The sequence below is a fragment of the Acetonema longum DSM 6540 genome, assembly GCF_000219125.1.
Classification (GTDB): Bacteria; Bacillota; Negativicutes; order Sporomusales; family Acetonemataceae; genus Acetonema; species Acetonema longum.
Map to the genome: position 1 here is coordinate 1 of NZ_AFGF01000269.1, position 26,190 is coordinate 26,190.

General features: G+C 48.4%; 30 protein-coding genes, 1 pseudogene and 1 riboswitch. Of the genes and pseudogenes, 29 read left to right on the forward strand and 2 right to left on the reverse strand.

Annotation, left to right across the window (positions count from 1 at the left end; translation table 11 throughout):
- Nucleotides 1-91: 91 nt before the first annotated feature.
- Entirely contained in the window at nt 92-796 is a 705-nt protein-coding gene (gene sigK / locus ALO_RS19290; RefSeq protein WP_004099585.1) for an RNA polymerase sporulation sigma factor SigK, read from the forward strand.
- 103 nt (nt 797-899) lie between these two features.
- Here sigK and ALO_RS19295 read toward each other — a convergent pair whose 3' ends face one another.
- Nucleotides 900-1,508: an acetate uptake transporter gene (locus ALO_RS19295; protein ID WP_139025457.1), complete on the reverse strand. Its 609-nt coding sequence runs from the start codon at nt 1,506-1,508 to the stop codon at nt 900-902.
- 858 nt (nt 1,509-2,366) lie between these two features.
- Between ALO_RS19295 and serA the strand changes: the two genes are divergently transcribed.
- From serA to folE2, 23 genes are all read left to right on the forward strand, one after another.
- Nucleotides 2,367-3,947 (forward strand): phosphoglycerate dehydrogenase, encoded by a 1,581-nt coding sequence (serA, locus tag ALO_RS19300; protein WP_004099587.1) that lies wholly within the window; start codon nt 2,367-2,369, stop codon nt 3,945-3,947.
- A gap of 368 nt (nt 3,948-4,315) precedes the next feature.
- Nucleotides 4,316-5,629 (forward strand): ammonium transporter, encoded by a 1,314-nt coding sequence (locus tag ALO_RS19305; protein WP_004099588.1) that lies wholly within the window; start codon nt 4,316-4,318, stop codon nt 5,627-5,629.
- Between the two features lie 123 nt (nt 5,630-5,752).
- The gene (locus tag ALO_RS19310; protein WP_004099589.1) at nt 5,753-6,121 is read left to right on the forward strand and encodes a P-II family nitrogen regulator; all 369 of its coding nucleotides are present in this window, start codon (nt 5,753-5,755) and stop codon (nt 6,119-6,121) included.
- 128 nt (nt 6,122-6,249) lie between these two features.
- The gene (locus tag ALO_RS19315; RefSeq protein ID WP_004099592.1) at nt 6,250-6,753 is read left to right on the forward strand and encodes a YqeG family HAD IIIA-type phosphatase; all 504 of its coding nucleotides are present in this window, start codon (nt 6,250-6,252) and stop codon (nt 6,751-6,753) included.
- 11 nt (nt 6,754-6,764) lie between these two features.
- Nucleotides 6,765-7,556 (forward strand): carbon-nitrogen family hydrolase, encoded by a 792-nt coding sequence (locus ALO_RS19320; RefSeq protein ID WP_413788512.1) that lies wholly within the window; start codon nt 6,765-6,767, stop codon nt 7,554-7,556.
- 161 nt (nt 7,557-7,717) lie between these two features.
- On the forward strand, nt 7,718-8,947 hold the full coding sequence (locus ALO_RS19325; protein WP_083821156.1) for a GspE/PulE family protein: 1,230 nt from the start codon (nt 7,718-7,720) through the stop codon (nt 8,945-8,947).
- A 40-nt stretch (nt 8,948-8,987) separates the two neighbouring features.
- Complete coding sequence (locus ALO_RS19330; protein ID WP_004099595.1) at nt 8,988-10,211, forward strand: type II secretion system F family protein; 1,224 nt, start codon at nt 8,988-8,990, stop codon at nt 10,209-10,211.
- A gap of 2 nt (nt 10,212-10,213) precedes the next feature.
- Entirely contained in the window at nt 10,214-11,719 is a 1,506-nt protein-coding gene (locus ALO_RS19335; protein WP_004099596.1) for a type II secretion system protein GspD, read from the forward strand.
- On the forward strand, nt 11,691-12,065 hold the full coding sequence (locus ALO_RS21135) for a type II secretion system protein (RefSeq protein ID WP_004099597.1): 375 nt from the start codon (nt 11,691-11,693) through the stop codon (nt 12,063-12,065). The genes ALO_RS19335 and ALO_RS21135 overlap by 29 nt, the downstream gene beginning before the upstream one ends.
- Nucleotides 12,066-12,089: 24 nt before the next feature.
- Nucleotides 12,090-12,563, forward strand: coding sequence for a prepilin peptidase (locus ALO_RS19345; RefSeq protein ID WP_004099601.1), 474 nt, complete (start codon nt 12,090-12,092; stop codon nt 12,561-12,563).
- A gap of 22 nt (nt 12,564-12,585) precedes the next feature.
- Nucleotides 12,586-13,047, forward strand: a complete 462-nt coding sequence (locus tag ALO_RS19350) for a pilus assembly FimT family protein (RefSeq protein ID WP_004099603.1) — start codon at nt 12,586-12,588, stop codon at nt 13,045-13,047.
- Nucleotides 13,022-13,405: a PulJ/GspJ family protein gene (locus ALO_RS19355; RefSeq protein WP_004099605.1), complete on the forward strand. Its 384-nt coding sequence runs from the start codon at nt 13,022-13,024 to the stop codon at nt 13,403-13,405. Before ALO_RS19350 ends, ALO_RS19355 begins: the two co-directional genes overlap by 26 nt.
- 20 nt (nt 13,406-13,425) lie before the next feature.
- Nucleotides 13,426-13,917, forward strand: a complete 492-nt coding sequence (locus ALO_RS19360; protein WP_004099607.1) for a PilW family protein — start codon at nt 13,426-13,428, stop codon at nt 13,915-13,917.
- A gap of 20 nt (nt 13,918-13,937) precedes the next feature.
- Complete coding sequence (locus ALO_RS19365; protein ID WP_004099609.1) at nt 13,938-14,345, forward strand: hypothetical protein; 408 nt, start codon at nt 13,938-13,940, stop codon at nt 14,343-14,345.
- A gap of 29 nt (nt 14,346-14,374) precedes the next feature.
- Complete coding sequence (locus ALO_RS19370) at nt 14,375-14,647, forward strand: late competence development ComFB family protein (RefSeq protein ID WP_004099611.1); 273 nt, start codon at nt 14,375-14,377, stop codon at nt 14,645-14,647.
- A gap of 64 nt (nt 14,648-14,711) precedes the next feature.
- Nucleotides 14,712-15,578 carry a type IV pilus biogenesis protein PilM gene (gene pilM, locus ALO_RS19375; protein WP_040293990.1) on the forward strand — a complete coding sequence of 289 codons (867 nt, stop codon included), beginning with the start codon at nt 14,712-14,714 and terminating at the stop codon, nt 15,576-15,578.
- A gap of 111 nt (nt 15,579-15,689) precedes the next feature.
- The gene (locus ALO_RS19380; protein ID WP_169313160.1) at nt 15,690-16,142 is read left to right on the forward strand and encodes a PilN domain-containing protein; all 453 of its coding nucleotides are present in this window, start codon (nt 15,690-15,692) and stop codon (nt 16,140-16,142) included.
- 2 nt (nt 16,143-16,144) lie between these two features.
- A complete protein-coding gene (locus ALO_RS19385) occupies nt 16,145-16,678 on the forward strand; it encodes a type IV pilus inner membrane component PilO (RefSeq protein ID WP_004099617.1) in 534 nt (177 codons plus the stop codon).
- A gap of 154 nt (nt 16,679-16,832) precedes the next feature.
- On the forward strand, nt 16,833-17,315 hold the full coding sequence (locus ALO_RS19390) for a hypothetical protein (RefSeq protein WP_004099618.1): 483 nt from the start codon (nt 16,833-16,835) through the stop codon (nt 17,313-17,315).
- Between the two features lie 184 nt (nt 17,316-17,499).
- On the forward strand, nt 17,500-18,252 hold the full coding sequence (gene larB / locus ALO_RS19395) for a nickel pincer cofactor biosynthesis protein LarB (protein ID WP_004099619.1): 753 nt from the start codon (nt 17,500-17,502) through the stop codon (nt 18,250-18,252).
- A 4-nt stretch (nt 18,253-18,256) separates the two neighbouring features.
- Entirely contained in the window at nt 18,257-19,441 is a 1,185-nt protein-coding gene (larC, locus tag ALO_RS19400) for a nickel pincer cofactor biosynthesis protein LarC (RefSeq protein WP_004099620.1), read from the forward strand.
- 34 nt (nt 19,442-19,475) lie between these two features.
- Nucleotides 19,476-20,435: a ribonuclease HIII gene (gene rnhC, locus ALO_RS19405; protein WP_004099621.1), complete on the forward strand. Its 960-nt coding sequence runs from the start codon at nt 19,476-19,478 to the stop codon at nt 20,433-20,435.
- An 83-nt stretch (nt 20,436-20,518) separates the two neighbouring features.
- Nucleotides 20,519-21,304 (forward strand): GTP cyclohydrolase FolE2, encoded by a 786-nt coding sequence (gene folE2, locus ALO_RS19410; RefSeq protein ID WP_004099622.1) that lies wholly within the window; start codon nt 20,519-20,521, stop codon nt 21,302-21,304.
- Nucleotides 21,305-21,311: 7 nt separating this feature from the next.
- Here folE2 and ALO_RS19415 read toward each other — a convergent pair whose 3' ends face one another.
- Entirely contained in the window at nt 21,312-21,683 is a 372-nt protein-coding gene (locus ALO_RS19415; protein ID WP_004099624.1) for a hypothetical protein, read from the reverse strand.
- 203 nt (nt 21,684-21,886) lie between these two features.
- Nucleotides 21,887-22,067, forward strand: a riboswitch (cobalamin riboswitch).
- Between the two features lie 276 nt (nt 22,068-22,343).
- Between ALO_RS19415 and ALO_RS23645 the strand changes: the two are divergent.
- The 5 genes and pseudogenes from ALO_RS23645 to ALO_RS19435 form a co-directional block, all read left to right on the forward strand.
- A pseudogene (locus ALO_RS23645) lies at nt 22,344-22,406 on the forward strand (hypothetical protein); the annotation flags it as partial.
- Nucleotides 22,407-22,440: 34 nt separating this feature from the next.
- Entirely contained in the window at nt 22,441-23,052 is a 612-nt protein-coding gene (gene cobI / locus ALO_RS19420; RefSeq protein ID WP_274428314.1) for a precorrin-2 C(20)-methyltransferase, read from the forward strand.
- Nucleotides 23,053-23,100: 48 nt separating this feature from the next.
- Nucleotides 23,101-23,991 carry a sirohydrochlorin cobaltochelatase gene (locus ALO_RS19425; protein WP_413788513.1) on the forward strand — a complete coding sequence of 297 codons (891 nt, stop codon included), beginning with the start codon at nt 23,101-23,103 and terminating at the stop codon, nt 23,989-23,991.
- A gap of 203 nt (nt 23,992-24,194) precedes the next feature.
- Nucleotides 24,195-25,175 carry an ABC transporter substrate-binding protein gene (locus ALO_RS19430; protein ID WP_040293994.1) on the forward strand — a complete coding sequence of 327 codons (981 nt, stop codon included), beginning with the start codon at nt 24,195-24,197 and terminating at the stop codon, nt 25,173-25,175.
- On the forward strand, nt 25,165-26,190 hold the full coding sequence (locus ALO_RS19435; protein ID WP_004099630.1) for a FecCD family ABC transporter permease: 1,026 nt from the start codon (nt 25,165-25,167) through the stop codon (nt 26,188-26,190). Before ALO_RS19430 ends, ALO_RS19435 begins: the two co-directional genes overlap by 11 nt.

A 26,190-nucleotide genomic window follows, 5' to 3' on the forward strand; every position in this document is an offset into this window, starting at 1 on the left:
GCGAAAAAAACTTTTTGTCGATTCATAGGCAACCGGACAAATTTGCCGTCATATACTGAATCGACAGGAGTTGTGTCGCGGGGGTGATGACTTGTTTTCTTTTTTTGCCATAGTATCCACTTTTATCATTAAAATGATATCGGTACTGGTCGCCTATATATCCAATAACACCTTCCCCTTGCCGTTATCGGAGAAGGAAGAACAGGTGTATTTGGAACGGTTAAAAAATGGTGACGAAATGGCAAAAAATATTCTGGTGGAAAGAAATTTACGATTAGTGGCCCATATTGTCAAAAAATTTGATAACTCAGGAGAAGAAATTGATGATTTGATTTCTATTGGAACGATCGGATTAATTAAAGCGATTAACACCTATGACCAAGGGAAAAAAACCAGATTGGCCACTTATGCCGCCCGGTGCATCGAGAATGAAATTCTGATGCATTTTCGCAGCACCCGGCGCATCCGTTCGGAAGTAAGTCTCTATGATCCGATCGGGGTTGATAAGGAAGGCAACGAGATTACCTTGATCGATGTCTTAGGAACGGCGCCTGATGTGGTAGTGGAAGCTGTTGAGAGCCAATGTGAGCAGGAAAGATTATCAAAGCAGATCAGTCAACTGAGCGACCGGGAAAAATGGGTGTTGGAAATGCGTTTTGGCTGGCCGGACAGCAGTAAAAAGACCCAAAGGGATATTGCGAAACTGCTGGGGATTTCCCGGTCCTATGTGTCGCGTATTGAGAAAAAGGCTGTGGCTAAGTTATCCAAAAGTTTTTCCCAGGAAGACTGCAACTAACAGGAGCCCTTTTCGATCCGAATACAGTGGCAAAGGCCCGCCTTCCGGTTTGATGCCGGGAAGCGGGCCTCGCCCTGCAATCAGGGAGTCCTGACTAAAGACTTTACTTGAAAATACCGAAAGGCTTACCCATTGGCAGGAACGGTTTACCGAAAAAGGTATTCAACACTGCGGCAGAGCATGCATAGAAAGAAAGCAAGGCAGTGATGAGTTCCGCCCAGGCGGCGACAGCATGGGAAGCATGGGGGGCGATGTTCAGCGCGTTCAATGCCAGACCGGCTAAAAGAATGTCGATCATTACCATGATGATAAATATCATCTTGCTGACTTCCATAGCGCCAATTGTCATGAACACAGAAAAAATCAGGTAGCCAAGAAAAGCAAAACCAAGCTGTCTTGTATCGGCGGCGGCAGCCAGCTCGGGACCGAAAACTCCCATTTTCATCAACCAGCAGACGGCTATTGCATACCAGAAAAACGCATAGGCGCCAAATACAGTACCGCCCCAAACGTTTTCATGAATAAAATCCAGAATGGAGGCTACTAACTGAGCGGTTGCTCCCAGAAATATGGCATAAACAATGACATAAGACAAGCCGGTAGTAATTCCTAATTTTTGCGAGGCTGCTACAAAGGTAACCATAGCCAGTCCGAAAAGCCCTAACCCTGTAGGATTGGCCACTGTCAGTTTCATTTTTTGCGTTTCCATGATGAATACCTCCTCAATGAATAGTGAATGATCGCGATATTGCCGGGAAAATACCTGCCTGAGCGTATGATTTTATTGACTCATCTCCTTTCCTAAAAGAAAGCTACTGTCGTAAACAGACTATTGCGAAAAATACACCAGGATTGATTTACTCAACGCAAAACAATCCTGGTGTAGCCTACTAACTATTTGCGGCGGTAAAGGCCGCAAACCGTAAACCTCAGCAGGTCAATGCCGTACTTCCAGCCTGGCGGGATTTGCCTCCCTGTCCATACTTTGTTTTGGCATATACACATGTGATATAAATAATATAAATGACATATCTATTTAAGTCAATATATTCTCTATATCTATAATAAATCCTTTTTTCTAATGAAGAAAAACCGCTTGACTTATGATAAGCGATGCAGTAATATTTATATCAACTTCACATTTAACACGAGGAACAGGAAACCGAATAAAAGGTATTCAGAGAGACGGCGGTTGGTGCGAGCCGTACACCGGACAGAAAGGTTCCGCCTGGGAGTGGCTGATGAAGAATCAGAACGGGATTCGCCCGCTACAGCGACTAAAAGTTGGCCGGAAGGCAACATGGGTGGCAACGCGGGAATAAGTTCTCGTCCCTATAGGGGACAAGAGCTTTTTTTATTTCCCGGAAGAAAATCCATTGGTCCTTCGGTCTAAGCTGGGTGGCAACGCGGCTTAATAGCTCGCCCCAATATGGAGGCGAGTTTTTGCTTTTTTAGAATGACTTGTGAAAGTAGGGGATAAAGTAATTGTTGTTTATCGTTAAATTTTTACACTGGCAGGGCTAAAGAACTCACAATTTTGATCGCCGAAAAAGAGCGGGAGGAAAGATTTATGCATGTATTAATTACTGAGCCGATAGCCCAGAAGGGGTTGGAAAAACTGGTCCAAGAAGGGGCTAAAGTAGATGTAAAGACTGATCTGAGCCGTAAAGAGCTGCTGGAAGTGATCCGAGACTACGACGCGCTGATTGTCCGCAGCAATACTAAAGTTAATGAAGAATTGTATCAAAAAGCCACCCGGCTAAAAGTGGTTGGGCGGGCCGGCAATGGCGTAGATAATATTGACATGGATGGAGCGACTAATCGCGGCATTATTGTAGTCAATACCCCTGAATCTAATGTGGTGTCGGCGGCGGAACTTACTATCGGCCTTTTAATCGCATCTTGCCGCAACATTCCCCAGCTTCATACTCGGCTGAAAGGCAAGGTGTGGGACCGCTCCGGCTTAAAAGGGATGGAACTGCAGGGAAAAACAGTAGGTATCGTAGGATTGGGGCGCATTGGATCTTTAGTGGCAACCCGATTGAAATCCTTTGGTATGAAAATCGTTGCCTATGATCCTTATGTCAATGAAACCCGGTTTAAGAACCTGGGAGTGGAAAGAAGGGAGAAATTGGAGGACCTGATGGCAGAGGCCGATATCCTTACCATCCACACCCCAAAAACCAAGGAAACATACGGCATGATCGGCAAGGAACAATTCAAGGGGGCGAAAAAGGGTATCAGGGTCATCAATTGCGCCCGGGCCGGCCTTATCAACGAAGAGGCGCTCATTGAGGCCATCAAGGAGAAGATTGTCGCCAGTGTCGGAATTGATGTCCCCGACGGAGAACCGCAAGCCACTTCACCGCTGCTGGAACTTGATAATGTGGTGGTAACGCCCCATGCCGGCGCTGATACGGTAGAAGCCCAGGACAACGTTGGAGTTACGATAGCTCAGGAAGTGGCGGCGGCGCTGCGAGGGGAAATGGCGCCCAACTCTGTGAATCTTCCCACACTGCAGGCACAGGAACTGAGCTCGGTCAAAATCTATTTGAAATTAGGCGAAACCCTAGGCAAAATATATTATCAGCTGGAAAAAGAGGCTGTGGAAAAAGTGGAGATCATCTACCGGGGCGAGGTAGCGGAATTGGAGACATCCATGATCTCCCTGGCAATTTTGAAAGGCTTGTTTGAGCCTGTTCTCAAGGAACGGGTGAATTATGTCAATGCCAGTCTTATCGCCAAAAACAGAGGGGTGGTTGTAACCGAGAGCAAAGAGTCCACGGTGGATAATTACCTTACTTTGGTCACTGTCAAGATCATCTCCAAAAATAAAACCTTTAGCATCAGCGGCACTATTTTTGGCAAAGCCGAAGTACGAATAGTGGAAATCAACGGTTATGAATTTGACGTTCATCCGGCGCCTTATATGCTGATAGGGGAGAATATCGATAAACCGGGCGTTATTGGTCAAATGGGAACCTTATTGGGTGTAGGCAAAGTAAATATTGCCACCATGCAGGTTGGCCGGAAAATTAGTGATAAACGGGCCATGATGGTTTTAACAGCAGACTCGGAAGTATCTCAGGAAACTTTGGAATTCCTGGGGGGCATCGAGGGGATTTTACGAGTTCATTTTGTGAAGCTATGATGAAGCCACCATCTTTCGCCGGCATTTCATGGCGTTAGCAAAAATCATGCAGGAAATGAAAAAAGAAGATTGACAGCGACATTACATCCTGATATAGTATATTCATAGTTTGACATTCATCCTTACACAGGTGATTTTAATAAGAGGACATAGGCGTCCTGAGATGCAACATCTCAGGACCTTTCTGTTTTCTGCCGGACTTTGCCTGATTTGTTAGAGCCAACTCAAAAAGCACAGGCATGCAATTATTTTTGGACAAAGACGTCCTGAGAGAATTTCTCAGGGCGTCTTTCTGCCTTTAAAAGGCGTTGCCGGAAAATGCGTCTGTGCAAGGGATGAATTCATTCGTATTGGAAAGGATGATGAACATGAAAAAAAGACTTGGAAAAATTCTGTGCCTGTCACTCCTGTTTGTCGCCATGGCTTTGCCGGCATTAGCCGCGGGCGAACCGCCTGCCATTGATACGGGTGATACCGCTTTTGTATTGATCAGCGCGGCTCTCGTCATGTTGATGACTCCTGGACTGGCTTTATTTTACGGTGGCATGGTACGTAGCAAGAATGTATTGAGCACGATTATGCAAAGTTTCTTTATTCTCGGCCTGATTTCGGTGCAATGGGCGCTGTTTGGCTATTCACTGGCATTCGGTCCGGATATTGGCAGTTTAATTGGCGATCTTTCCTGGTTTGGCTTAAACGGCGTCGGGCAAGAGCCTAACGCTGACTATGCCGGAACGATTCCACAATTCGCCTTTATGATTTTCCAGGGTATGTTTGCTGTTATCACACCTGCTCTGCTTACCGGTTCCTTTGCTGAAAGAATGAGATTTCCGGCTTTGGTCGTCTTCACTCTGCTTTGGGCCACTCTCGTGTATGATCCCCTGGCTCACTGGGTGTGGGGTGTAGGCGGCTGGCTGCGTAATTTAGGCGCACTTGATTTTGCCGGCGGCACCGTAGTCCATATCAGCTCCGGTGTATCCGGACTGGTCATAGCCCTGCTGCTTGGCAAGCGTAAAGGTTATGGATCAGAGGTTATACTGCCTCATCATTTGCCCATGACTGTACTAGGCGCCGCCTTGCTCTGGTTCGGATGGTTTGGATTTAACGCCGGCAGCGCTCTGGGGGCTAATGGCCTTGCTGCCAGCGCCTTCGTGACAACTCATATTGCCGCTGCTGCGGCAACTGTATCCTGGGTGCTTACCGAATGGCTCGATCATGGCAAACCTACCCTTTTGGGCGCTGCCAGCGGCTGCGTAGCAGGGTTGGTCGCAATTACCCCGGGCGCCGGTTTTGTTAATGTTCCCTCAGCCCTGATCATCGGTCTCCTTGGCGGCGTTGTGTGCTACCTGGCGGTAAGCAAGCTTAAGGCAAAGCTGGGCTATGACGATTCCCTGGATGTCTTTGGCGTACATGGCATCGGCGGTACCTGGGGCGCCCTGGCTACTGGCCTGTTTGCTTCTAAAGCGGTTAATTCTGCCGGTGCAGACGGATTGTTCTTCGGTAATCCGGAACAGTTACTCTTGCAGGCTTATGGCGTCTTGGCCGGATGGATTTTTGCGGCAGTGATGACCTTTATCATCATCAAGGTTGTGGGATTATTTATGAAGCTCCGCGCTAAGGAGGACCAGGAAGTTCAAGGTCTTGATATTTCGGACCATGGCGAGAGAGGGTACATGTCCTAATCGATGCGATGCGCTACCCGGTTGGGACAGTGCTTTAAAAGCTGTTCTGTCTGATACAGGAAAATCCAAAGGAAAGCCTGAAGATTTAACCATGGAGAGATCATAAGATTGGGGGGGACATTTATGAGAAAAATGACTAAAATTGATATTATCACCCGGCCGGCTAAACTGGAGGAACTGAAGGAAGCCATGAACGTTATCGGGGTAACCGGCATGACGGTTACCCAGGTTTATGGCTGCGGCCTGCAAAAAGGTCATACTGAGGTATACAGAGGAAAAGAATATACGATCAATCTTTTGCCTAAAGTCAAAGTGGAAATTGTGGTCTGTGAAGTGCCGGTGGAAAAAGTTTTGGAGGCCGCTAAAAAAGCCTGTCACACCGGACAGATCGGCGATGGCAAAATCTTTGTCTATCCCATTGAGAATGCCATCCGGATCCGGACCGGCGAAGAAGGCGATATCGCCATTATGGATCCATCCGATATTAAGTAGTTTCTCTTAATGACAGAACCCGCACTGGTTTTCCGGTAGCGGGTTTTGTCTCGCTTTGCCGTCGGAATATCAAAACCGCTGAATTGTGATATAATAGACTTGACAGAACACTAAAAAGGGGAGGTCATATGCTAAAGTATCTGTGTCCTGGAACCATTGTTAATTCATTATATGAAATTGATATACAGGCATTGCGGAAAAACGGTATTAAGGGAATGATTCTTGATCTGGACAATACGATTATTCCCTGGGACAGTTCCATATTAGGGCCGGAAGTGCTTCTATGGCTGGAGAGCGTGTTGGCTTTTGGGATGGGTATCGGTTTGGTATCCAACAATCGCCAAAAAAGAGTGGGTGAAATTGCCCGGATATTGAATGTACCCTATGTGGCACGAGCTTTTAAACCAGCCAAAAAGGGATTTTTAAGCATCATGGGCACCATGAGCTTATTGCCCCATGAAGTGGCAGTGGTAGGCGATCAATTGTACACTGATGTGTTGGGGGGCAACCGCTTGGGTTCTTACACTATTTGGGTTAAACCGCTAAGTACCCAGGAATTTATTGGTACCAAAGTTACCAGGTTCATCGAAAAAATGACGATTGAACTTTTGCAGGCAAAAAAATTATTGTAGGATTTTAAGGAGTGACCAATTTGCAGATTGCGATGGTTCAGATGGAAGTAGTGTCCGGGAATATTCAAGCTAACCGGGAGCGCGGTATCCGCATGGCGGAGGAAGCGGCGGATAAGGCCCGGACAGTGGTATTGCCGGAAATATGGACAACAGGCTATGGGCTGAAAAATGTAGAGCAATGGGCGGAAGACCCGGAAGGTCCCGTTATCCAAGAGATGCGCCGGATTGCCAAAACCAAGGGCGTATACATTGTGGCGGGCTCTATGCCGGTTAAGCGGGATGACCGGATATTTAACGAAACCATTGTTTTTGACCCTCAAGGACAAATCGTGACTACGTATCAAAAGGTTCATATGTTTAGCCTGTATGGCGAGGAGAAATTCTTTTCACCGGGGAACCGCCGCGCCAGCTTTCAACTGGGGGAAATTACCGCCGGTTTGACTATCTGCTACGATTTAAGATTTCCGGAGCTGTACCGGTCACTGGCCTTAGACGGCGCCCAAATGATCTTTGTGGTTGCAGAATGGCCCCGGGAACGGCTTCAACACTGGATTACCCTTAACCAGGCCAGAGCTATTGAAAATCAGGTCTACCTTTGCTCCGTAAATTGCGTCGGCGAACATCGCGGCATTCGGTTTCCCGGACATTCCTTGTTTATTGATCCTAATGGCCGGATAACAACTGAAGGAACTGATGCAGAATCAATCATTTATGCCCAATATGATGCAAGCATGGTGCCCCACAGCCGTGAAGGGCTCACGGTCTGGCAAGACAGAAAGTGCGGGGTATATCGAATGGAGTAGATTATAAAACACCTGCGGGTAGGTTGCGGGTGTTTTTTTCATTTTCTTGATTTATTTAACAAAAAATTTCGGAAGATTCTAGCGTAATAGTGCGAATTATAATATAATAATGGTAATACTGTAAAATTTTTCTGTATAAAGCGATTGTTGGATGTGAGCAGATGCATAGAGAGTTTGGTGGGCAAGCAGTTTCTGAGGACAAGACTCAAGGGTTTCCTCAGTCTTTGGGTGAAGAATCCTCAGTGGTTCACTTTGTCAATAGCATAGTAAGTCATGCCATCAGGAAGCGGGCCAGCGATATACACTTCGAGCCCGGCGGGGCAAAATTCAGAGTGCGCTGCCGGATTGACGGATTCTTGCTGGAAGTGGGCACTTATGTTCAGCCCAATTATCCTGCCGTAGCAGCGAGAATCAAAGTGATGGCGGATATGGACATTGCTGAGAAACGATTGCCTCAGGACGGGAGAATTCATATTGCTGAATTTGATGGCAGAAGGATTGATATTCGGGTCGCCACCCTGCCAACTATCTTTGGCGAAAAAGTGGTTATGAGGATTCTGGATAAAAAGGCCATCATGACCAATATTCATCAATTAGGATTTTCCGCCGAATGCCTCGCCGGCTTTCGACGTTTATATTCTCAGGCATACGGTATGGTGCTGGTGACAGGTCCCACTGGATCAGGGAAAACGACCACCCTCTATTCGGTTTTGACTGAGATTAACAGCGTCACGAAAAATATTATTACGATTGAGGACCCGGTTGAGTATCGTATAGACGGTACCAATCAGATCCAGGTCAATACTAAATCCGGCATGACCTTCGCCAACGGACTCCGTTCGATTTTGCGCCAGGATCCCGATGTGATCATGGTCGGAGAAATACGGGACAAAGATACGGCAGACATTGCGGTACGCGCTGCGTTGACTGGGCATTTGGTTTTGACAACCCTGCATACCAATGATGCTGCCGGCGCGATTACCCGCTTGATTGATATGGGCATTGAGCCGTACTTGGTTGCCTCATCGGTACTGGGAGTTTTAGCGCAGCGTCTGGTTAGGCTGGTCTGCCCGGAGTGTCGTACGGTTTATCAACCGGCTCAGACTGAAAGAGAACTTCTACAACTGGCTGACACAGAGGTGCGGTACCGGGCAACCGGGTGTAATTTCTGCGGTCAGACCGGCTATTACAACCGGACGGCGATCTATGAAGTCCTGCCGTTAACGGCTGAATTACGCGAAACGGTGAAAAACCGGGTATCCAGCGAGGCAATACGTCGCGCCGCCATCAGGCAGGGAATGACTACCATGCAGCAGGACGGCATGGCAAAAGTAGGCGGCGGACAAACCACGCTGGAAGAAGTAATGCGGGTTGTTCACTGTTTTGAATAGGATTTGCCGACGGGAAAATGATGGCTGTGGCAGAGGAGTTATGAATAAGACTTTTTCTTATCAAGCAAAAAGTTATAGCGGAGAAACCCACCGAGGCCTGCTGTTGGCTTCAAGCCCTGCCGAAGCAGTCTATGCGCTGAAAAACCAGGGATTATACGCACTGGATATAAAAGAAGCGCCTCCTGGGCTATTGGACGGAATACTAGCCAGAGTGCTGCATCCCATTGGAATGAAAGATATCGCCTTATTATGCCGGATGTTGTCTGTTACCTTACGGTCCGGCTTACCTCTGGTACAATGTTTGGCGATCATCGCCAATCAGGCTGGTAATGAACGGTTTCAATTGATTCTGCTTGAGATACGGCGCAAGGTGGAGCAGGGGGAGATGCTGTCCCGGGCATTACAAAGTTTCCCGCAGGTTTTCCCATTGATGATGATCGGACTCATCGAAACAGGAGAACTAGGCGCTGATCTTGACCATATTTTGGACAGGCTGGCTGTCTATTTTGAAAAGGGCTACAAGCTGAAAGAAAAGATGAAATCGGCTATGACCTATCCTTTGATTGTTTTGTGCTTTGCCCTGGGGTCTCTTGCCTTTCTCTTTGTCTATGTATTACCGGTTTTTGATAGTTTATTTACTGATTTAAAGATAGAATTGCCCCTCCTGACCCAATGGATATTCCAGAGCAGCCGAATCGTTGCTCAATATTTTGTTTATTTGCTATTTGCTGCTGCACTGATTATTTTGGCATTTGTTTTCCTTGCCAGGTGTCATCACCGTTTCCGGTCTATCCTGGATCACATCAGCCTTCATATACCGGTATACGGCCCTTTGCTTGCCAAAAGCGGGGTGGGCAGGTTCTGCCGCACGCTGGGCATGCTGCTTCGGGGCGGAGTTCCCTTATTGACCGCTGTGAACATCCTAAAAGGAACTATTGACAGCTATCAGATGGCTCAAATTCTCATGGTGGTTGTAACTGATTTGCGCAATGGCATCAGTTTATCGGCATCTCTGGGGAAAAGCCGCATTTTCCCTCCTATGGCGCTCCAAATGATGTCGGTAGGGGAAGAGACCGGCAAGCTGGGGGATATCCTGGAAACGGTGGCGGATTTTATCGAGACCGAACTTGATGAGACCATGGCTCGAATCAGCACCGGCGTCGAACCGTTCATGATTGCCCTGATGGGTTTGATTGTCGGAGCTATTGTAAGTGCCACTATGTTGCCGCTATTTGAAATGATCGGCAGTGTGGGGAGCAGGTGAGTATGACCTTTAAGAGACAATACATCGTTTTTATTCTGGTTGTTCCTGTGCTGTTCCTGTATTTCTTCGACCGAACGGCCTTCAATGATCCTTTGCACCCGGGAGCACCTGTAGCAGCTAATGCCGGGAAACCGGCAGGATCCTCGCCTAAACCGAGCAGTGAGATGCCGCGAGGTTACAGTCAAAATTATGGTATCCGCAACCCTTTTTTGCCGGGGAAATCAACTGAACCGGATATAGCGGCGCAGCATCGGTCTGAATCTGCCGGAGGCCTTATCCGGCAAGGCAATCTAACACTGAAGGGCATCGCTACAGTGACGATACATGCCGCTAATGCCGATATACGTGAAGTATTGGCTGGGATTGCCGGCGCCGTCGGGGCTAATGCCATTATCGACGGTTCTGTCAGCGGCAAAATCACCGTTCATTTGGTGGATATCCCTTATGACCAAGCGTTGGAACAGGTTTCTTTGGCAAAAGGCCTGCGATGCGTGAAAAAACAAGGGGTTTTTATTATTACTGCCGATAGTAAGTCAGGCAAAAATTTAGAAACGATCCGGGTTATTAAACTGCATTATATAAGAGCCGAACAGGTAAAAAGTTCTCTGACGGCGATGATTCCGGAAGAGAACCTTAAAATCGACGAAAGCGGCAATTCCATCGCTTTCTTTGGATCGGACAGGGACGCCGAACTGATGCAGCGCGCGATAGCCATGCTGGATGTCAGGCCGCAGCAGATCACCCTGGAGGCGCAGATTCTGTCGGTCAATAAAAATAATACGCGGCAGCTGGGGGTTGAGTGGCAATGGGCTACTACGCCGGCGGTCCCCACTAGTGGGGACGGTGATGTTGTGAGCCGCGAATTTGCCGGCGCTATTCAATATGGGCGAAATCCGGAGAACCGCCCCTATGAGTTTCAGTTTCAAAGCCGAATTAATGCCCTTTTGACCCGGGGGGAGGCTAAACTTTTGTCCCGCCCCAACGTGACCACCTTAGACGGACAACAGGCAAAAATTATGATTGGCGACCGAATCCCCGTCCCGGTTGAACGAGACGACAGCGGCGGCAGAACGACGATAACGACCGAATACGTGGATGCCGGTATCAAATTGATCTATACCCCCAGGGTCAGCAAGGACGGATTTATTACCGCTGTGGTGAAAACCGAAGTGAGTACGCCGTTTTATGTTGCCGAGATGAAGGCTTTTCGTATTACAACCCGGGAAGCGGAAACTCAAGTCATTATGCGGGACGGGGAGACCATTGTAATTGGCGGCTTAATTGGTAGTGAGCATATTTCAAACCGCAGTCGGATTCCCTTTGTCAGCGATCTTCCCCTTGTCGGACATTTGTTTCGTAATTCCCAGCGAGATGGAAGCGATACCGAGATTCTGATCTTTATTACGGCGCGGATCGTTCCGGTAAAGAAAGGTGAGCAGAGTCATGGGACTGAAGACAAAAAGACGGATAGAACAAACGATGAGCCAGTCAGCCTTTACCCTGATTGAACTGATTGTCGTCATTTCCATTATTGGCATATTAGCTGCCATTGCGGTTCCCAGATTTACTTCGGCGATTAATACATCAAAAATCGTTAAAATTCAGGCGGATTTGAAAGCCATTGAGGGAGCGGTGATCTTGTATAACGCAGATGTAGGAGGATATCCGTCCTCTGTGGCAGCGCTAAGTTCCCAGGTTAACGGCAAAGGCCCCTGGCTCAACGCCGAACCTATACCGCCTTTGGATGTCAAGTTGACAGCCACCACGTTGGAGAATACTTCCGACATCAAATATGAAATTAACAGCGCCGGGCAGGCCACCTATCGGGGGCTTACGGCTGAGCAAATCAAGTGAAAAAATTACGGGTGTGGTGGTAGCATGACAGAATATATACCCTTTTGCCGAACAGCGTTATTTGTATATTTCGGTCTGATCATCAGTTATACGGACTATAAACAGCAGCTCATTTTCAATAAAACCTTGCTGTGGATGTTTGTCGCGGGTATTATCTTTAATTTTTCTGCAGTTGGCCTAAAAGATTGCCTGCTATCGGTTCTGACAGGAGGAGGGATTTTAATGGCAGTTTTTTTGGCCAGTCACGGTAAAATGGGAATGGGGGACATCAAGCTGGCAATGGCACTGGGAGTCTGGCTGGACTGGCAGGCACAAATCGTTGGCTTGTTTATGGCCTTTGTTTTCGGCGGATTAGCCGGGATGACGTTGTACATGGCCGGGAAAAAATCCCTTACCGACGCGATACCCTTTGGACCATTTATGATGCTGGGGGCATTCATCAGTCATTTATACGGAAAATTGATTTTGCAGTGGTATCTCAGCCTCTGGTATCTTTAGAAAGGAGATTAGTCATGAGACCATGAAAATCGGCAACGGATTTACTTTTATCGAAATGATGGTTGTGATCAGTATCTTGAGTATTGTCTCTCTTTTTGCTCTGCCGGCCATCCATCACTCGCTGCGGCAGGCGGAATTGGATCATGCGGCGCTGAATTTGCAGGCGGACCTGCGTTGGATTCAGCAAATGGCCCTGGATGAACCGGCAATATCGGACAATTTTCAGTTAATCTTTGATGCGGCTGCTTTAAATCAATATTGGGTCATGAAGGGTACCCAAGTTTTAAAAAAAGTGCGATTCCCGGAGGGGGTCCGTTTGTCTTATCAGCCTGTCCCTGCTGCTGTTTACTTTCAGGTCAGCGGGGCGCCGGGTAAGGGTGGGCAGACCCTTTCACTTACCAATCGCCGCAGCATACTGTATGTGATCATTGAAGGAGCCGTGGGGCGGGTGAGGATTAGTGATACCAGACCAGAACGAAAATAAAGGATATTTACTGCTGGAAATGCTGGTGGCAGTAGCAATGATGTGCGGTATGCTGGCCGCCATTGGAGGGGCATTAAACCAAGCCGCACAGGATGTTCGGCTGGCCGGTGAATATACGGCAGCCACCGGCCTGGTGCAAAAAACGCTGCAAACACTGGAAATTAAACAGCATCCTTGGGCGACCAACCCCTTTTCCTATGAAATGAACCATATTCTCTATCATATCTCTTGGAACGGCCGCACAGTCCTACCCGGCCTGCAGGCAAATCAGGCTTTTGTTTCCTGGCGCAGCCGCGGCAGAGAATATTCCGTGCAGGCTGAAACTTATCACTTTGTCAGTCCTGATCCATACGAATAGCGGATGACGGAGGTGAACTCATGTCTTTGAATGCCGGAAGACAGGCCGGGAAATCGCAGCAAGGCTTTACCTTGGTAGAACTAATGGTTGCCGTTATGCTGGCGATTATGATGATCACTGTCATGGCAGGGATTATGAGGGTCAGTGTCAAACTCTATAACAGTTCGGTGCATCAATTGCAAATACAGCAGAATGCGCGGCTGGCCGCGGAATATATGGTGCGGGATTTTCGTTATGCCCGACAGATTGGGGCGGTGGATACGGGGTCCGCCCGGCTGCAGGACAAGACTGGCGCCGAAGTGATGTATCGCTTGGGAACAAACCATGTGTTATACAGGGTAAGAAATGGGGGGATCAATGCCCTTACCGATGAAAAATACGCAGTGTCAGATCTGATTTTTCAGTGGAGAGATTCCGGAATCATGCACATTTCCTTTGCTGTTCAAAACCCTGCTACCGGTGATTCTTTTAGGATTGACACCGGCGTTGCTCCATTGAACCTCTCCGATTAAATCAAAATGGGGGATAGGGGATGGTTAAGCTCTTTGCCAAACAAGGCGGCAGCTTTTCGATCATCAGTATCTGGACGGTCCTGGCTGTTAGCTTGTTAACGCTGATGCTGTACTCCTTGGCTCAGTCCGAAGTTCGCATGGCAGTGAGTTTCCGTGATGGCGTCCAGGCCCGGTTTACCGCCGAAGCAGGAACCAGATACGCCATATACAAATTGGCGGAAAACCCGAACTGGCAGCCAGCAACCGGAGGATATCTCCAAACCATAGACTTGCCTGCGGTAACCGGAAAGTATACCATCACTGTCAAAAGTTTGCCGGATCGAACGATTGAGATCCAAACCATCGGGCAGGTAAATCAATCAAAGCGTAAAGTGTCGGCCACGTTCAATATGGATGATAAGACCGTCGCGATATGGGATAGTAACTGACTTTCCAAATAAAAAGAGAGGTTGATACTATGCAACTGCGTAATTATATGGAAGATTTGGTTTGGCAAAGACTGGATGAATTGTTGGAAGCCAATCCGAAGTTTTGTCAATGTGAACAGTGCCGTTATGACGTAGCTTCTCTGGCGTTGAACTCTCTGCCGCCCCAATATGTGGTGACAAATCAGGGAGAAGCCTATGCAAAGGTGAAATCATTAGAGCAGCAGTTTACCGTCGATGTTATTGCGGCTATTGTCAACGGCATTAAGATCGTAAGCGCCAAACCCCATCATGGTAAGGCGTAATAAACCGTAAAAGATGTGGAATCTGGCTAACGTTTTCAGGTACCCTGACCCTGGGATGCTGGGAGTGGATTTTGCGTCGGATGCGATTCACATTGCTGAAATTTGCCGGGGCCAAAAAGAACCCGTATTACGTTTTGCCGCGGGTATTGACATAGTTCAAAAACAGAGTGACCCCAGTCAGGTTGCGGCGGAACTGAAGCGCCTGACCACCGGTGTCGCCGGCGGCAAAAAAACGGTCATTGCCGCTGAAGCAAGCGGCGTTGCGATTCGCAGCGCACTGTATCCGGTTATGTCTATGAAGGAATTACGTCGGGCTATAGCTTGGGATATAACATCGTTGGTCCCCTATGAACAGGGGACTTATTACTATGATTTTGCCGTCGCGGGCAACCAGATTCCGGGACTGAAAGTTTTGGTGGTGGCAGTTCGCAAAGAGTCGGTGGACGCCCGGATCCGGATTCTCCGGCAGGCGGGATTGACGCCGGCAGCGGTTGATATTGAACCTCTGGCAGTGTATCGTACACTGAACATGCCGGGCAACCTGCTGATCATGGCCATTGGGTCCTGCAGTTCCTGGATTGCGATATTCGAAAAGCATGTACCGGTTATTTACCGGCATATAGCCCATCAGCAGGGCTTCTGCCGCTCCTCGTCTATGCCGGATTTATATGAGGCTGTTTTATTGCCGGAAATTCATCGAACGCTTGAATCTTATCATACTTTGAGTCCCGGAACCCCCATCAGCTTGGTATGCCTGGAAAAACAGCCTGATCCGGTTTCATTCGCGGCATTTATGGCGAATAAGACCGGAATGACTGCCAAACGGCATGATTCGTTGCATGGTCTTCACATTAACCGGAAAATTCCTCCTGTGAACAACCTCTCGAGTCTGGACATTGCGGTTGGCTTGGCACTTTATGACGGAGAATGATAGGACATGATGAATAGAATTCGGATCAACTTACTGCCGGAGACAGATAAACCTAGCCGGTTTCATTATCCCTCATGGTTTGGTTGCCTACTGGGGGGATGTTTTTTTGCTTTGCTGTGGTTTTATCTGGCAGCGGCATACCGGATTCATACCCTGGAGACCGGAATCATGGAACTAAGGGTTCATAAAACATTGCTGCAGCCAACAGAACTCAATTATCAGCTCTATCATCAGAAACAACAGGCGGTACGGCAAAAGGAAGACCTGCTCATTAAGCTGACCCGGGAACGGACTTTGTTTTATACGCCGATTGCTCAGTTGAGCCACCTTATCCCCAAGGGGGTTTGGCTGAATTCGGTTTCCGTCGCCGGCACCGGCACCGGTCAGGATCCGGCAACATTTCGGATCCTGGGGATTACTGAATCCTATATCCAGTTAAATCTTTTCCTACAGAATCTGCATAGTGATCCTATGTTTGAAAGTACCTTAAATAAGGTTGACTTAGATGACCAATCGACATACTATCGATTTGAAATAATCGGAAAAATCAAGGAAATACAATAAATATGCTGTTATCTGACAAATTTAGAGGAAAAAATGCCGCTATTCTAGTTGGCTTCATAATCTTTATCCTGCCGCTGCTTTACTGTTTTCTGATTCAGCCGCAGCAATGGCAAATAGAAACGTTACTGCGTGAATATGACACAGAGGAACACAATGTCCGCATTCTGGAGCAGTTTGGCCGGGATTATCCTGATATTGATCAGCGGCTGTCTCTGTTAGATAAAAAAACAAAGGAACTGAATCGGATTCTGCCTAATGAGCCGGACCTGGAGAACCTGCTGCTGTATATCGAGGAAAATATGGCAAAGCACCGGCTGAAGCTGCTTTCTTTAATCCCCGGCAAAACAATCGGTAAGACGTCATACCGGGAAATTAAAATAGAAATCCTGTTACAGGGAGAATATTTTGACGTCATGAACTTTATTAAAAATTTGGAGGACGGCCCTCGTCTTATTTCGATGCAGGGAATTTCTTTAATCGAACGGGAAGGACAGACGGAGGTAAAACTGGAAATAACAGTGTTCAGTCTGAAATAAAAAAAGGCATGACCAAAAACTAAACATAATGTGTTAAAACGGAATATGATGTATTAGAAATAGAAAGATAGGAAGCAGCTTGGGTAAAGAGGAAGATCAGTTACTTTTCGGGGATGATTCTCCGAGTCTACAGAGCCAGTATGGGGGTGTATAGATGGCGGAAGTTTCATACATGCCAATTGCTGCCGCAAACGATCCGGGTATACAGGATATTTTATCATTGCTGCAGGTGCAGAATGCATATATAAACCAGCTGCATAAGATGATTATTGTGTCATCCTTGGATTCACAGGTGTATGATCACGATGAATTTCAAGAATTTGTAAACCATTTTTTTGTATTTATGCAGCATCATTTTAGCAGCATTGGGTTCAGTAAAGCCATTGGAGTGATCCAGGTATATTGTGCTACCTTATTTGAATTCTTGTTGGATGATCAGGTGGTAGCGGCAGCGGAACAGTTAGAGATTGCAATCAGCCATCTGGAGATATTGTCCAGTTATTCGGAAATGCGTATCAATCCCAAAATGGTATTGTTAAATTATGGGTTGGGACTTCTGGAAGAAACTCAGCTGAAAATCATCGAAGTGCTGGAGGAGCTGATCCAGGACTCGCGGAAGAATCAGCTGCCCAATTAATTGTCCCGCGCAGGGAGTGCCTGTCTTGAGGTATCTGTGAATACGTGGTAATATATATATGACTCAAATGTCATGAAGACATTGATTCTTTGGGAATCCTTGTCTTCATTGCTTTTTACGGTTCAGTTTTGCACATTTCGCATGCGATCATCTTGTTTACGATATAAGGAGACGATGGAGATTTATGAATACCAAGACAATCAGCGACGTTCTGCAGGCCTTTCGTCAGGAAGAAATATCTTTAGATGAAGCTTTGGAAAAACTTAAATTTCTGCCTTATGAAGACTTGTCTTTTGCCAAGTTAGATCATCACCGGGCCATCCGGCAAGGCTTTCCGGAAGTGGTGTTTTGTCAGGGTAAAACAGTGGAGCAGGTAGCAACGATTGTAGAACGGTTAGCCGAGCGGAATAAGAGTGTTCTAGCCACCCGCGCTTCGAAAGAAATGTATGAAGCGGTTCGCCGCCTGGTACCGGACTCCATCTATTATGAACTGCCCCGCCTTATTGTGGTGAACCGGGAAGAAGCCAGGCAAGACGACGACAGGTACATCCTGGTCATGACTGCCGGCACCAGCGATATCCCGGTGGCGGAAGAAGCGGCTATTACGGCTGAATTGATGGGGAATAGGGTAACACGGGTGTTTGATGTGGGCGTTGCCGGCATTCATCGGCTGCTTGCCCAGCATGAGATCATCCAGCAGGCCAATGTATTGATTGTTGTAGCCGGAATGGAAGGAGCCCTGGCCAGTGTGGTAGGGGGAATGGTAGATAAACCGGTCATCGCCGTTCCTACCAGTGTCGGTTATGGCGCCAATTTCGGCGGCCTGGCAGCTTTGCTGGCCATGCTGAACAGCTGTGCCGCCGGTATTGCCGTGGTGAATATTGACAATGGTTTTGGCGCCGGCAGGATGGCCAGTATTATAAATCATATGAGGTGAACCGATGAGTGCAATCTATTTAGACTGTTTTTCCGGCATTAGCGGCAATATGATCCTGGGAGCACTGCTGGACGCAGGGTTGCCGGAGGACAAACTGCGCGGCGCGATTGCAAAACTGTCGCTGTCAGGCTTTGAAATAAGCATCAAATCGGTTGAGAAAAAAGGAATTCATGCTGTTTATGTGGACGTGCGGCTGGGAAGATTCCAACGCCAGCACAGACATTTGCCGGATATCATCGAGATTATTCACCGGGCCGATTTGCCGGAACCTGTGAAGGCTGACAGCGTCAAAGTTTTTCAACGCCTGGCCGAGGCGGAAGCGAAAGTGCACAGCGCTCCGGTGGACCATATTCACTTTCATGAGGTGGGAGCTGCCGATGCGATCATTGATATTGTCGGTTCTGTTTACGGCTTTCATTTTTTAGGAATCAGCGAAATTTATTGCTCCAGGTTGCACGTAGGTTCCGGTTTCGTGAAATGCAGCCATGGTGTGATGCCTGTGCCTGCTCCGGCTACTGCCGAACTGCTGCATGGCATACCTTACTATAGCGGCGATGTGGCTAAAGAATTGGTAACTCCAACCGGCGCGGCGATTGTCGCCACGCTGGGAACCGGATTCGGCGGCATGCCGGCTGATTTTATCAGTCGCAGCACCGGCTACGGCGCCGGGACATGGGACCTGGAGATCCCCAATGTTTTGCGTCTGCATCTGGGAGAACGAAATGTCCGGACCCATATAGGGACGGAAGGGCTGTACGTGCTGGAAACCAATATTGACGATATGAATCCGCAATACTATAACTATGTCATGGACAAAGTGTTTGCCCTTGGCGCTTTGGATGTGTGGCTTACGCCCATCATAATGAAGAAGGGACGACCGGCCAATACACTGTCGATGCTGATTTCCGCTGATTTGCTTGAGACAGTTTCCGCTTTGGTGCTGCAAGAAACTTCATCCATCGGGATGCGATATTATCCTGTCCGGAGATCTATTGCCTCCCGGACGATTCATGACGTACCCACACCCTGGGGCAGGGTAAGACTCAAAGTCAGCCGGCATGAAGGCAGGATCTGCAATATTTCTCCCGAATATGAAGACTGCCGTCAACTGGCTCTGCAGCAGAATGTGCCCCTTAAGGCAGTCGCTCAGGCTGCGCTGCAGGCAGCCTATGATTCAGATTCAGTATAGAATCTCCCGGGGACAGTGAGGAGAAGGTATCGCTATGATTGAAAATCAACTGGTAAAAGCAAAAGTAGATCTTTTATCCGTTCAGTTTAGAAACATGGGTCTTACTGTTAAGGAAATAAGGCCGATTGATTACGGGGCGCAGATAAGAGTGACCGATGAAACGGCGGTAGTCACCGTAAATGTTTATCACGGCAAAAAAGGGATTTCCCTTACGGTCGGCGGCAGTTCCGGTCAGCCATTGACCGCCAGGGTCCGGTCCGCTGTTTTAGGACAGCCGGAATCTGCTGCCTGCCCGCTCCCTGTCCCCGGCCAGACTGCACGGCCAACCGGATTTGAAACTGTGCCGGATTTTGATTTCCGCTGGATCGGCAGTGATGAGTCGGGTAAGGGAGATTTCTTCGGTCCGTTGGTGGTCGCTGCGGTTATGGTGGATGAAACTACCGCGGCTCAATTGACCGAATGCGGCATAAAGGATTGCAAACTGCTGTCGGATGACAAAGTTCGGGCATTTGCTGTCCGAATCCGGGCAATTTGCCGCGAGAGGTTTGTTGAGCTTGAATTGGCGCCGGAGAGATATAACGCTCTGTATCAGGAATTTCAGGCCGTAGGCAAAAATTTAAACCAGCTTTTAGCCTGGGGCCATGCCCGGGTGCTGGAGGAGCTGCTAGGGAAAGTTCCCTGCCGTTTTGCCATTGCCGACCAATTTGCCGCGGAACATCAGCTGATCACTCAGTTGATGGAAAAGGGCAGGCAAGTGACGCTGGTGCAAATACCGCGGGCCGAACGGAATATTGCTGTTGCCGCGGCTTCAGTTTTGGCCAGAGACCGGTTTTTAGCCTGCCTCGCAGCTTTAGAGGAACAGTTTGATATGAAGTTCCCCAAGGGAGCTTCGTCATTAGTTGTGACGGCCGGGCGACAGTTTGCGGACAGGTATGACAGGGCCTCTTTGCCTGAAGTGTGCAAACTGCATTTCAGGACTGTATCCCAAATATAGCATGAGGCAGGAAAACTCCTGCCTCATGCCAAAACATCATAAATAAATGAGTCGTATACATTACAAATAAAGGGCGTGGATCCATGAAAGACGTACAGAATACTTCCGACCAGAGGGGCATTGCGATTCAAAAAGTCGGAGTCAATGATGTCCATCTTCCATTGATGATTAAAACAAAATACGGATCGTATCAGTCGGTTTTAGCGAAAATACGCCTGACGGTAGATTTGCCTCAGGAATATAAAGGAACCCATATGAGCCGGTTTATCGAGGTATTAAGCGAATGGCGGCAAAAACCCATCTCCAATAAAGAAATGGAACAAATCTTGATTGATATCCTCCATCGCTTACAGGCTCAAAAGGCTCATATTGATATCCAGTTTAAATATTTCATTGAAAAAACCGCTCCGGTCAGCGGTCTGCCCAGCATGTTGGATTATGACTGCATCTTCAGCGGTGATATGGTAACAGGCGGCCGGTTGAATTTTGTCATGGGGGTCTCGGTCCCGTTTACTTCTCTTTGTCCCTGCAGCAAGGAAATATCCTGCTATGGCGCCCATAATCAGCGGGGCGTCATGCGGGTTCAGGTCAGGCACCGGCCAGGCAGTTATTTATGGATTGAGGATCTGGTGACATTGATGGAAGAGCAGGGAAGCTGCCCGGTCTATCCTCTGTTAAAGCGGGAAGACGAAAAATATGTAACCGAGAAAGCCTATGAAAATCCCAAATTTGTGGAAGACGTTTTACGGGACTTGGTACTGGTGTTACGCCGGACTCAGGGAATAAGCTGGTTCAAAATTGAATGCGAAAATTTCGAGAGCATTCATAATCACAGCGCTTATGCGTATCATATGGAACAATTGGATTAACCCCGGTTCACTGGGGCATTGTCATATCAGAGTCTAAGGTTTCCGTTAAGTGGGGATAAAAGAACTGACAATACTCGGGGGTTAGGTTCAGCTTGGTTAGTTCGGCCAGTAAAGCTTGGGATACGGCGGTTTCAAACTCAATGATGGTATCGTTGGTCAGAGAGACGGCATCTTCAACCAAGATGATTACATAGGATTTTACCTCCGGAGCATTGTCCGGGACTTCGCTCCGGGCCAGAGGAATTTCAGGGATGATCCGGATGGTGCCAAAATAGTCGCCGGCTGCATCCAAAACCAGGCCGCGGTAGGTATTAAACCAAAGGGTACGAGTCAATTTTACGCTGACAGTTACAGATATTTGTTCAGATGTTTCTTCCATGTTGTTTTCGTCCTTTCCATCATTCATTGTATCTTTGCCATTATATCATTCTTTTGCTCTGTTACAAAATAGTTCAGGCCTATATTTAAGCATAATTTATGAAAAAGAGACGGCTTTTTTATCGATATTCCCGATTAATGGAGTTGACAAAAAGTCTGACTTCTGATAAGTTACAAACAGTACTTCACAATGATGTATCGAGAATTTCATATGGATGGACAGGCGCCCTACGGGGCTTAATAGGGAAGACCGGTGTAAGGCCGGCGCGGTCCCGCCACTGTAATGGGGAGCGAATCCAAATAACGCCACTGAGATATATGCTTGGGAAGGCTTGGATGAGCGAGGAACCAGAGCCAGGAGAACTGCCTGTTTTAAAATCACCGTTTTACCTACGAGCGATAGGGAGGGGATTTCGCGCATCAAGCGCTTAATCTATCCCGACTGTGGTCGGGATATTTAACAAAAGCCCGTCTGTCTGGTTGCGGACGGACTTTTGTTTTTGGCACTCAATTCAGGGAGAAAGGAGAAGGTGGTAATCGATGATACTTTATCCTTAACTATTGAGGCGGCGTATCAGCTTTAAGGCGACTGCGAGGCCGGTCAGCCCTGGAAGAGGACATGAGGAAATATAGAAATTTTATACATAGGAGAGATCATTACATGACAGGAACATTTTACGGTGTGGGTGTCGGTCCAGGAGACCCGGATTTGTTGACCTTAAAAGCAGTGGAAGTCATCCGCAGCGCTGATGTGCTCATTGCCCCGAAAACGGAAAAAACGGGAAAGTCTGGCTTTTTCCATTGTGAAACGCCATATTCAGCCCCATACGCAGGTTGTGGACATGGTATTCCCGATGATCAAAGATACCCAAGCCTTAGGCGGGAGCTGGGCAGATAACAAGAAGAAAATTCTGGAGTTTCTGCAGGAAGGTAAAAAGGTAGTTTTTATCACTCTGGGCGATCCCATGCTGTACAGCACTTATATCTATGTGTTTAAACTCTTGCAGGATTTAGGGCATCAGGTAGTCAACATACCGGGCATCCCGGCGTTTTGCGCCATTACCAGTCATACCGGCTTCCCCATAGCCGAGTGGACGGATGTAGTGGCAATTGTACCTGCTACCGCTGCCCCGGATAAAATAGAGAAGGTGCTGGACATCTGCGATGCGGCCGTCTTGATGAAGGTGTATAAAAACAGCAGCCAGATCATTGGAATGCTCCAGGAAAAAGGTTTTGCGGCTAATGCCGTATTGGCAAGTGATGTAGGGACTGAACGCGAAATGATCGTCCGCAATATCAGCGAGGCCAAAGACCAGCCTTGCAGCTATCTGTCCACTATTGTTGCCAGGCGTGCTGCGCAGAACAGATAGGGTCAAAAATACAAAAAAATACAAGATGAAGGGATGACTAAGATGACCATGCAAAAACTAATGAGCTTAGGAGTTGTGATGATTTTGGCGGTAATGATGGTTGCCGGCGCTTTCCAGGGCGTTGACGCCGCCCCTGCAAAAAAAGCCATTTTGGTTGTAAGCTTCGGGACTACCTTTGCCGAAACTCGTCAAAATACCATTGAGGCCATTGAAAAGAAAGTTCAGCAAACCTTCCCCGACTATGAAGTCCGCCGGGTATTTACCTCTAATATTGTCAGAAAGAACCTGGCTGCAAACGATAACCTGCATGTGGATGATCTGGTGACTGCCCTGAATAAATTGAAGAATGAAGGCTTTACCCATGTAGTTGTGCAGTCCACCCATATCATTCCCGGTGAAGAATTCGAGCACAAAATAGTGGATACCGTTGCTAAATATAAAAATAGTTTCCAAGAGATCGTGATTGGGCGTCCGATGCTCTACTTCGAAGGACAGAACCCTGATGACTATCAGCTGGCGGTGAAAGCATTGCAACAGCAACTGCCGAAACTCAAAAAAGGTGAAGCTGTTGTTTTAATGGGCCATGGAACTCCCGAGCACAAGGCTAATGCCAACTACCAGGCCTTCCAGGATAAACTGAAAGCGAACAAATTACCGGTATATATCGGAACGGTAGAGGCAGCACCTACTCTGGAAGATGTGGAAGAAGCACTGCGCGCCAATAAGATTAAGAAAGTAATCCTCATGCCGTTTATGATCGTTGCCGGCGACCATGCCAACAATGATATGGCGGGTGATGAGTCTGATTCCTGGAAATCGATTTTGACTGAAAAAGGCTACAAAGTGGAAGTATACTTGACTGGGCTGGGTGCTAATCCGGCTGTTCAGGATATTTATGTCCAGCACGTTAAGGATGCTATCGCCGGCATGAAGCTCTAAGAGCGGCGAGGTAAGCCCGTCAATGGCGTTGGGCGCCATGACGGGCGGCCGAAAATGCCCTTCAGTAATCCTGAAGGGCATTTTCGACGAGATCATAAACCTCTGCATTATCCGGAAAAATCGATTTGTCCCATACCCGTATAGAAAAAGCTAATGGGCGATTGAACAGGAGTCTGGTCAAGCCTGATACAGCAAAAAGGGGAATGACTGTGAAAATACATAGAATAGGGGCGGGCGTCTGCCTGGCAGTATTGCTTATCTTACATCTGACCGGCTGCTCCTTCCGGTCTGCCGGACCTTTGCCCTCAGCTGCACCTGACAATGCCTATCTAACAGTGGTTGATGATGCCGGCCGCACAGTTATTTTAGCCAAAAAACCGGAACGGGTTGTCATATTGTCGGCCAGTCTGGTGGATTTATATTACGCAGTAGGAGGCAGGGCTGTGGGCCGGCTGGATTCCAAAACCCTGGCCTTGTCACCGGAAGCTCAGGCATTGCCGTTAGTGGGAATGGTCGGCAATGTGAACCTGGAAGCCTTAATCTCTCTGCAGCCGGATCTGGTGATTGGCCTACAGGGCGCCGGCGAGCAGTTGATCCCGGTTATGGAGAGCAGCAGGATACCCTATTTGCTGCTGCGCATGAAAACTTATGAAGATGTGCGGCAGAAAATGAAACTGTTTGGCGATATCGCCGGAACCGGGCCGCAGGCCGGTGAAAAAGCGGCGGATTTGGACAGCCGGGTTCAGGCCACGATTCAACAGCTTCCCGTTGCGTCAAAAAAAGTCGTTATTCTGCACGCCACCGCCAAAACCGTTACGGTGGAGCTGGAGAATACCATTGCCGGCGATGTGGCCAAGATGCTGCGGCTGAACAACATTGCCGCCGGCAGCAGAGCCCTTGACGGAAATCCGGATATGACTCCCTACAGCATGGAAAAATTGATCGAAGCCGATCCGGACTTGGTCATGATTACCCTGATGGGTAACCATGAATCGATTGAACGCCGGCTGCGGGCTGATGTGGAGAGCAATCCGGCCTGGACCAGCCTTCGGGCGGTAAAAAGCAAACAGATCTTTTTTCTGCCCACCGGCCTTTATTGGCTGAATCCGGGGATTCGCTATGATGAGGCAGTGCTCCAGATGGCCCGGATTGTATATCCGGAGGTATTTAAACATGGAAAATAACAGGAAACCTTGGCGGCAGGAATGGCAGCGCGGACGGGAAAAACGTCTTTGGCGGCTGCTGTGCCTTATCCTGCTGCTGTTCCTGGCAGCGGCAGGGCTGATCATCAGCCTGGCTAGAGGCGCTATGGATATCTCCGCCGGTGAGATTATCGCCATTCTCTCATCCGGACTGATTGAGGACGCTAAGGCGCAGGTCATCTGGAACATCCGCCTGCCCCGCACCTTGGTCGGAGCCTTGGTGGGCATGAATTTGGCCCTGGCCGGAGGTGTTTTGCAGGGTGTCATGAAAAATCCTTTGGCAGACCCGCATATCATCGGCATATCGGCAGGAGCGGGTTTGGCAGGGGTGTCTGTTCTGATTCTGTTCCCCCATATGGAATATTTGGTTGTGCCGGTGGCTTTTCTGGGCGCTATGGGAGCCGCAGCTCTGATCTATATCCTAGCCTGGAAAGGCGGCATCCAGCCTATGAGGATTGTTCTGGCCGGCGTTGCCGTGTCGGCATTTTTGGGAGCCGGCATTTCCGCTTTGCTGGTTTTCTACAGCGACCGGGTCCATGGGGCTCTCATGTGGATGGTAGGCGGGCTGTCGGCCCGCAGCTGGCCTCATGTCAGCATTATTTCCCCCTATACCCTGCTGGCTGGCAGCCTGGCTCTTTTAGGCGCCCGCAGGTTGAATCTCCTGGTATTGGGTGATGATGTGGCCAGGGGACTCGGCCTGCCGGTAGAACAGACCCGTTTGTTTCTGACGGCCGTTGCCGCTCTGCTGGCTGCCAGCGCTGTAAGCGTGGTAGGGCTGCTGGGCTTTGTTGGTCTGATTGTGCCCCACACGGCGCGGCTTCTGATCGGCTCCGACTTTCGCTATCTGCTGCCGGCTTCGGCTTTGCTGGGAGCATCTGTGGTTACCCTGAGCGACACGGTGGCCAGGACCCTGTTTGCTCCGGTGGAAATACCGGTGGGCATTATCATGGCTTTTTTAGGCGCGCCGTTTTTCCTGTATTTACTGAGGAGGGGATAG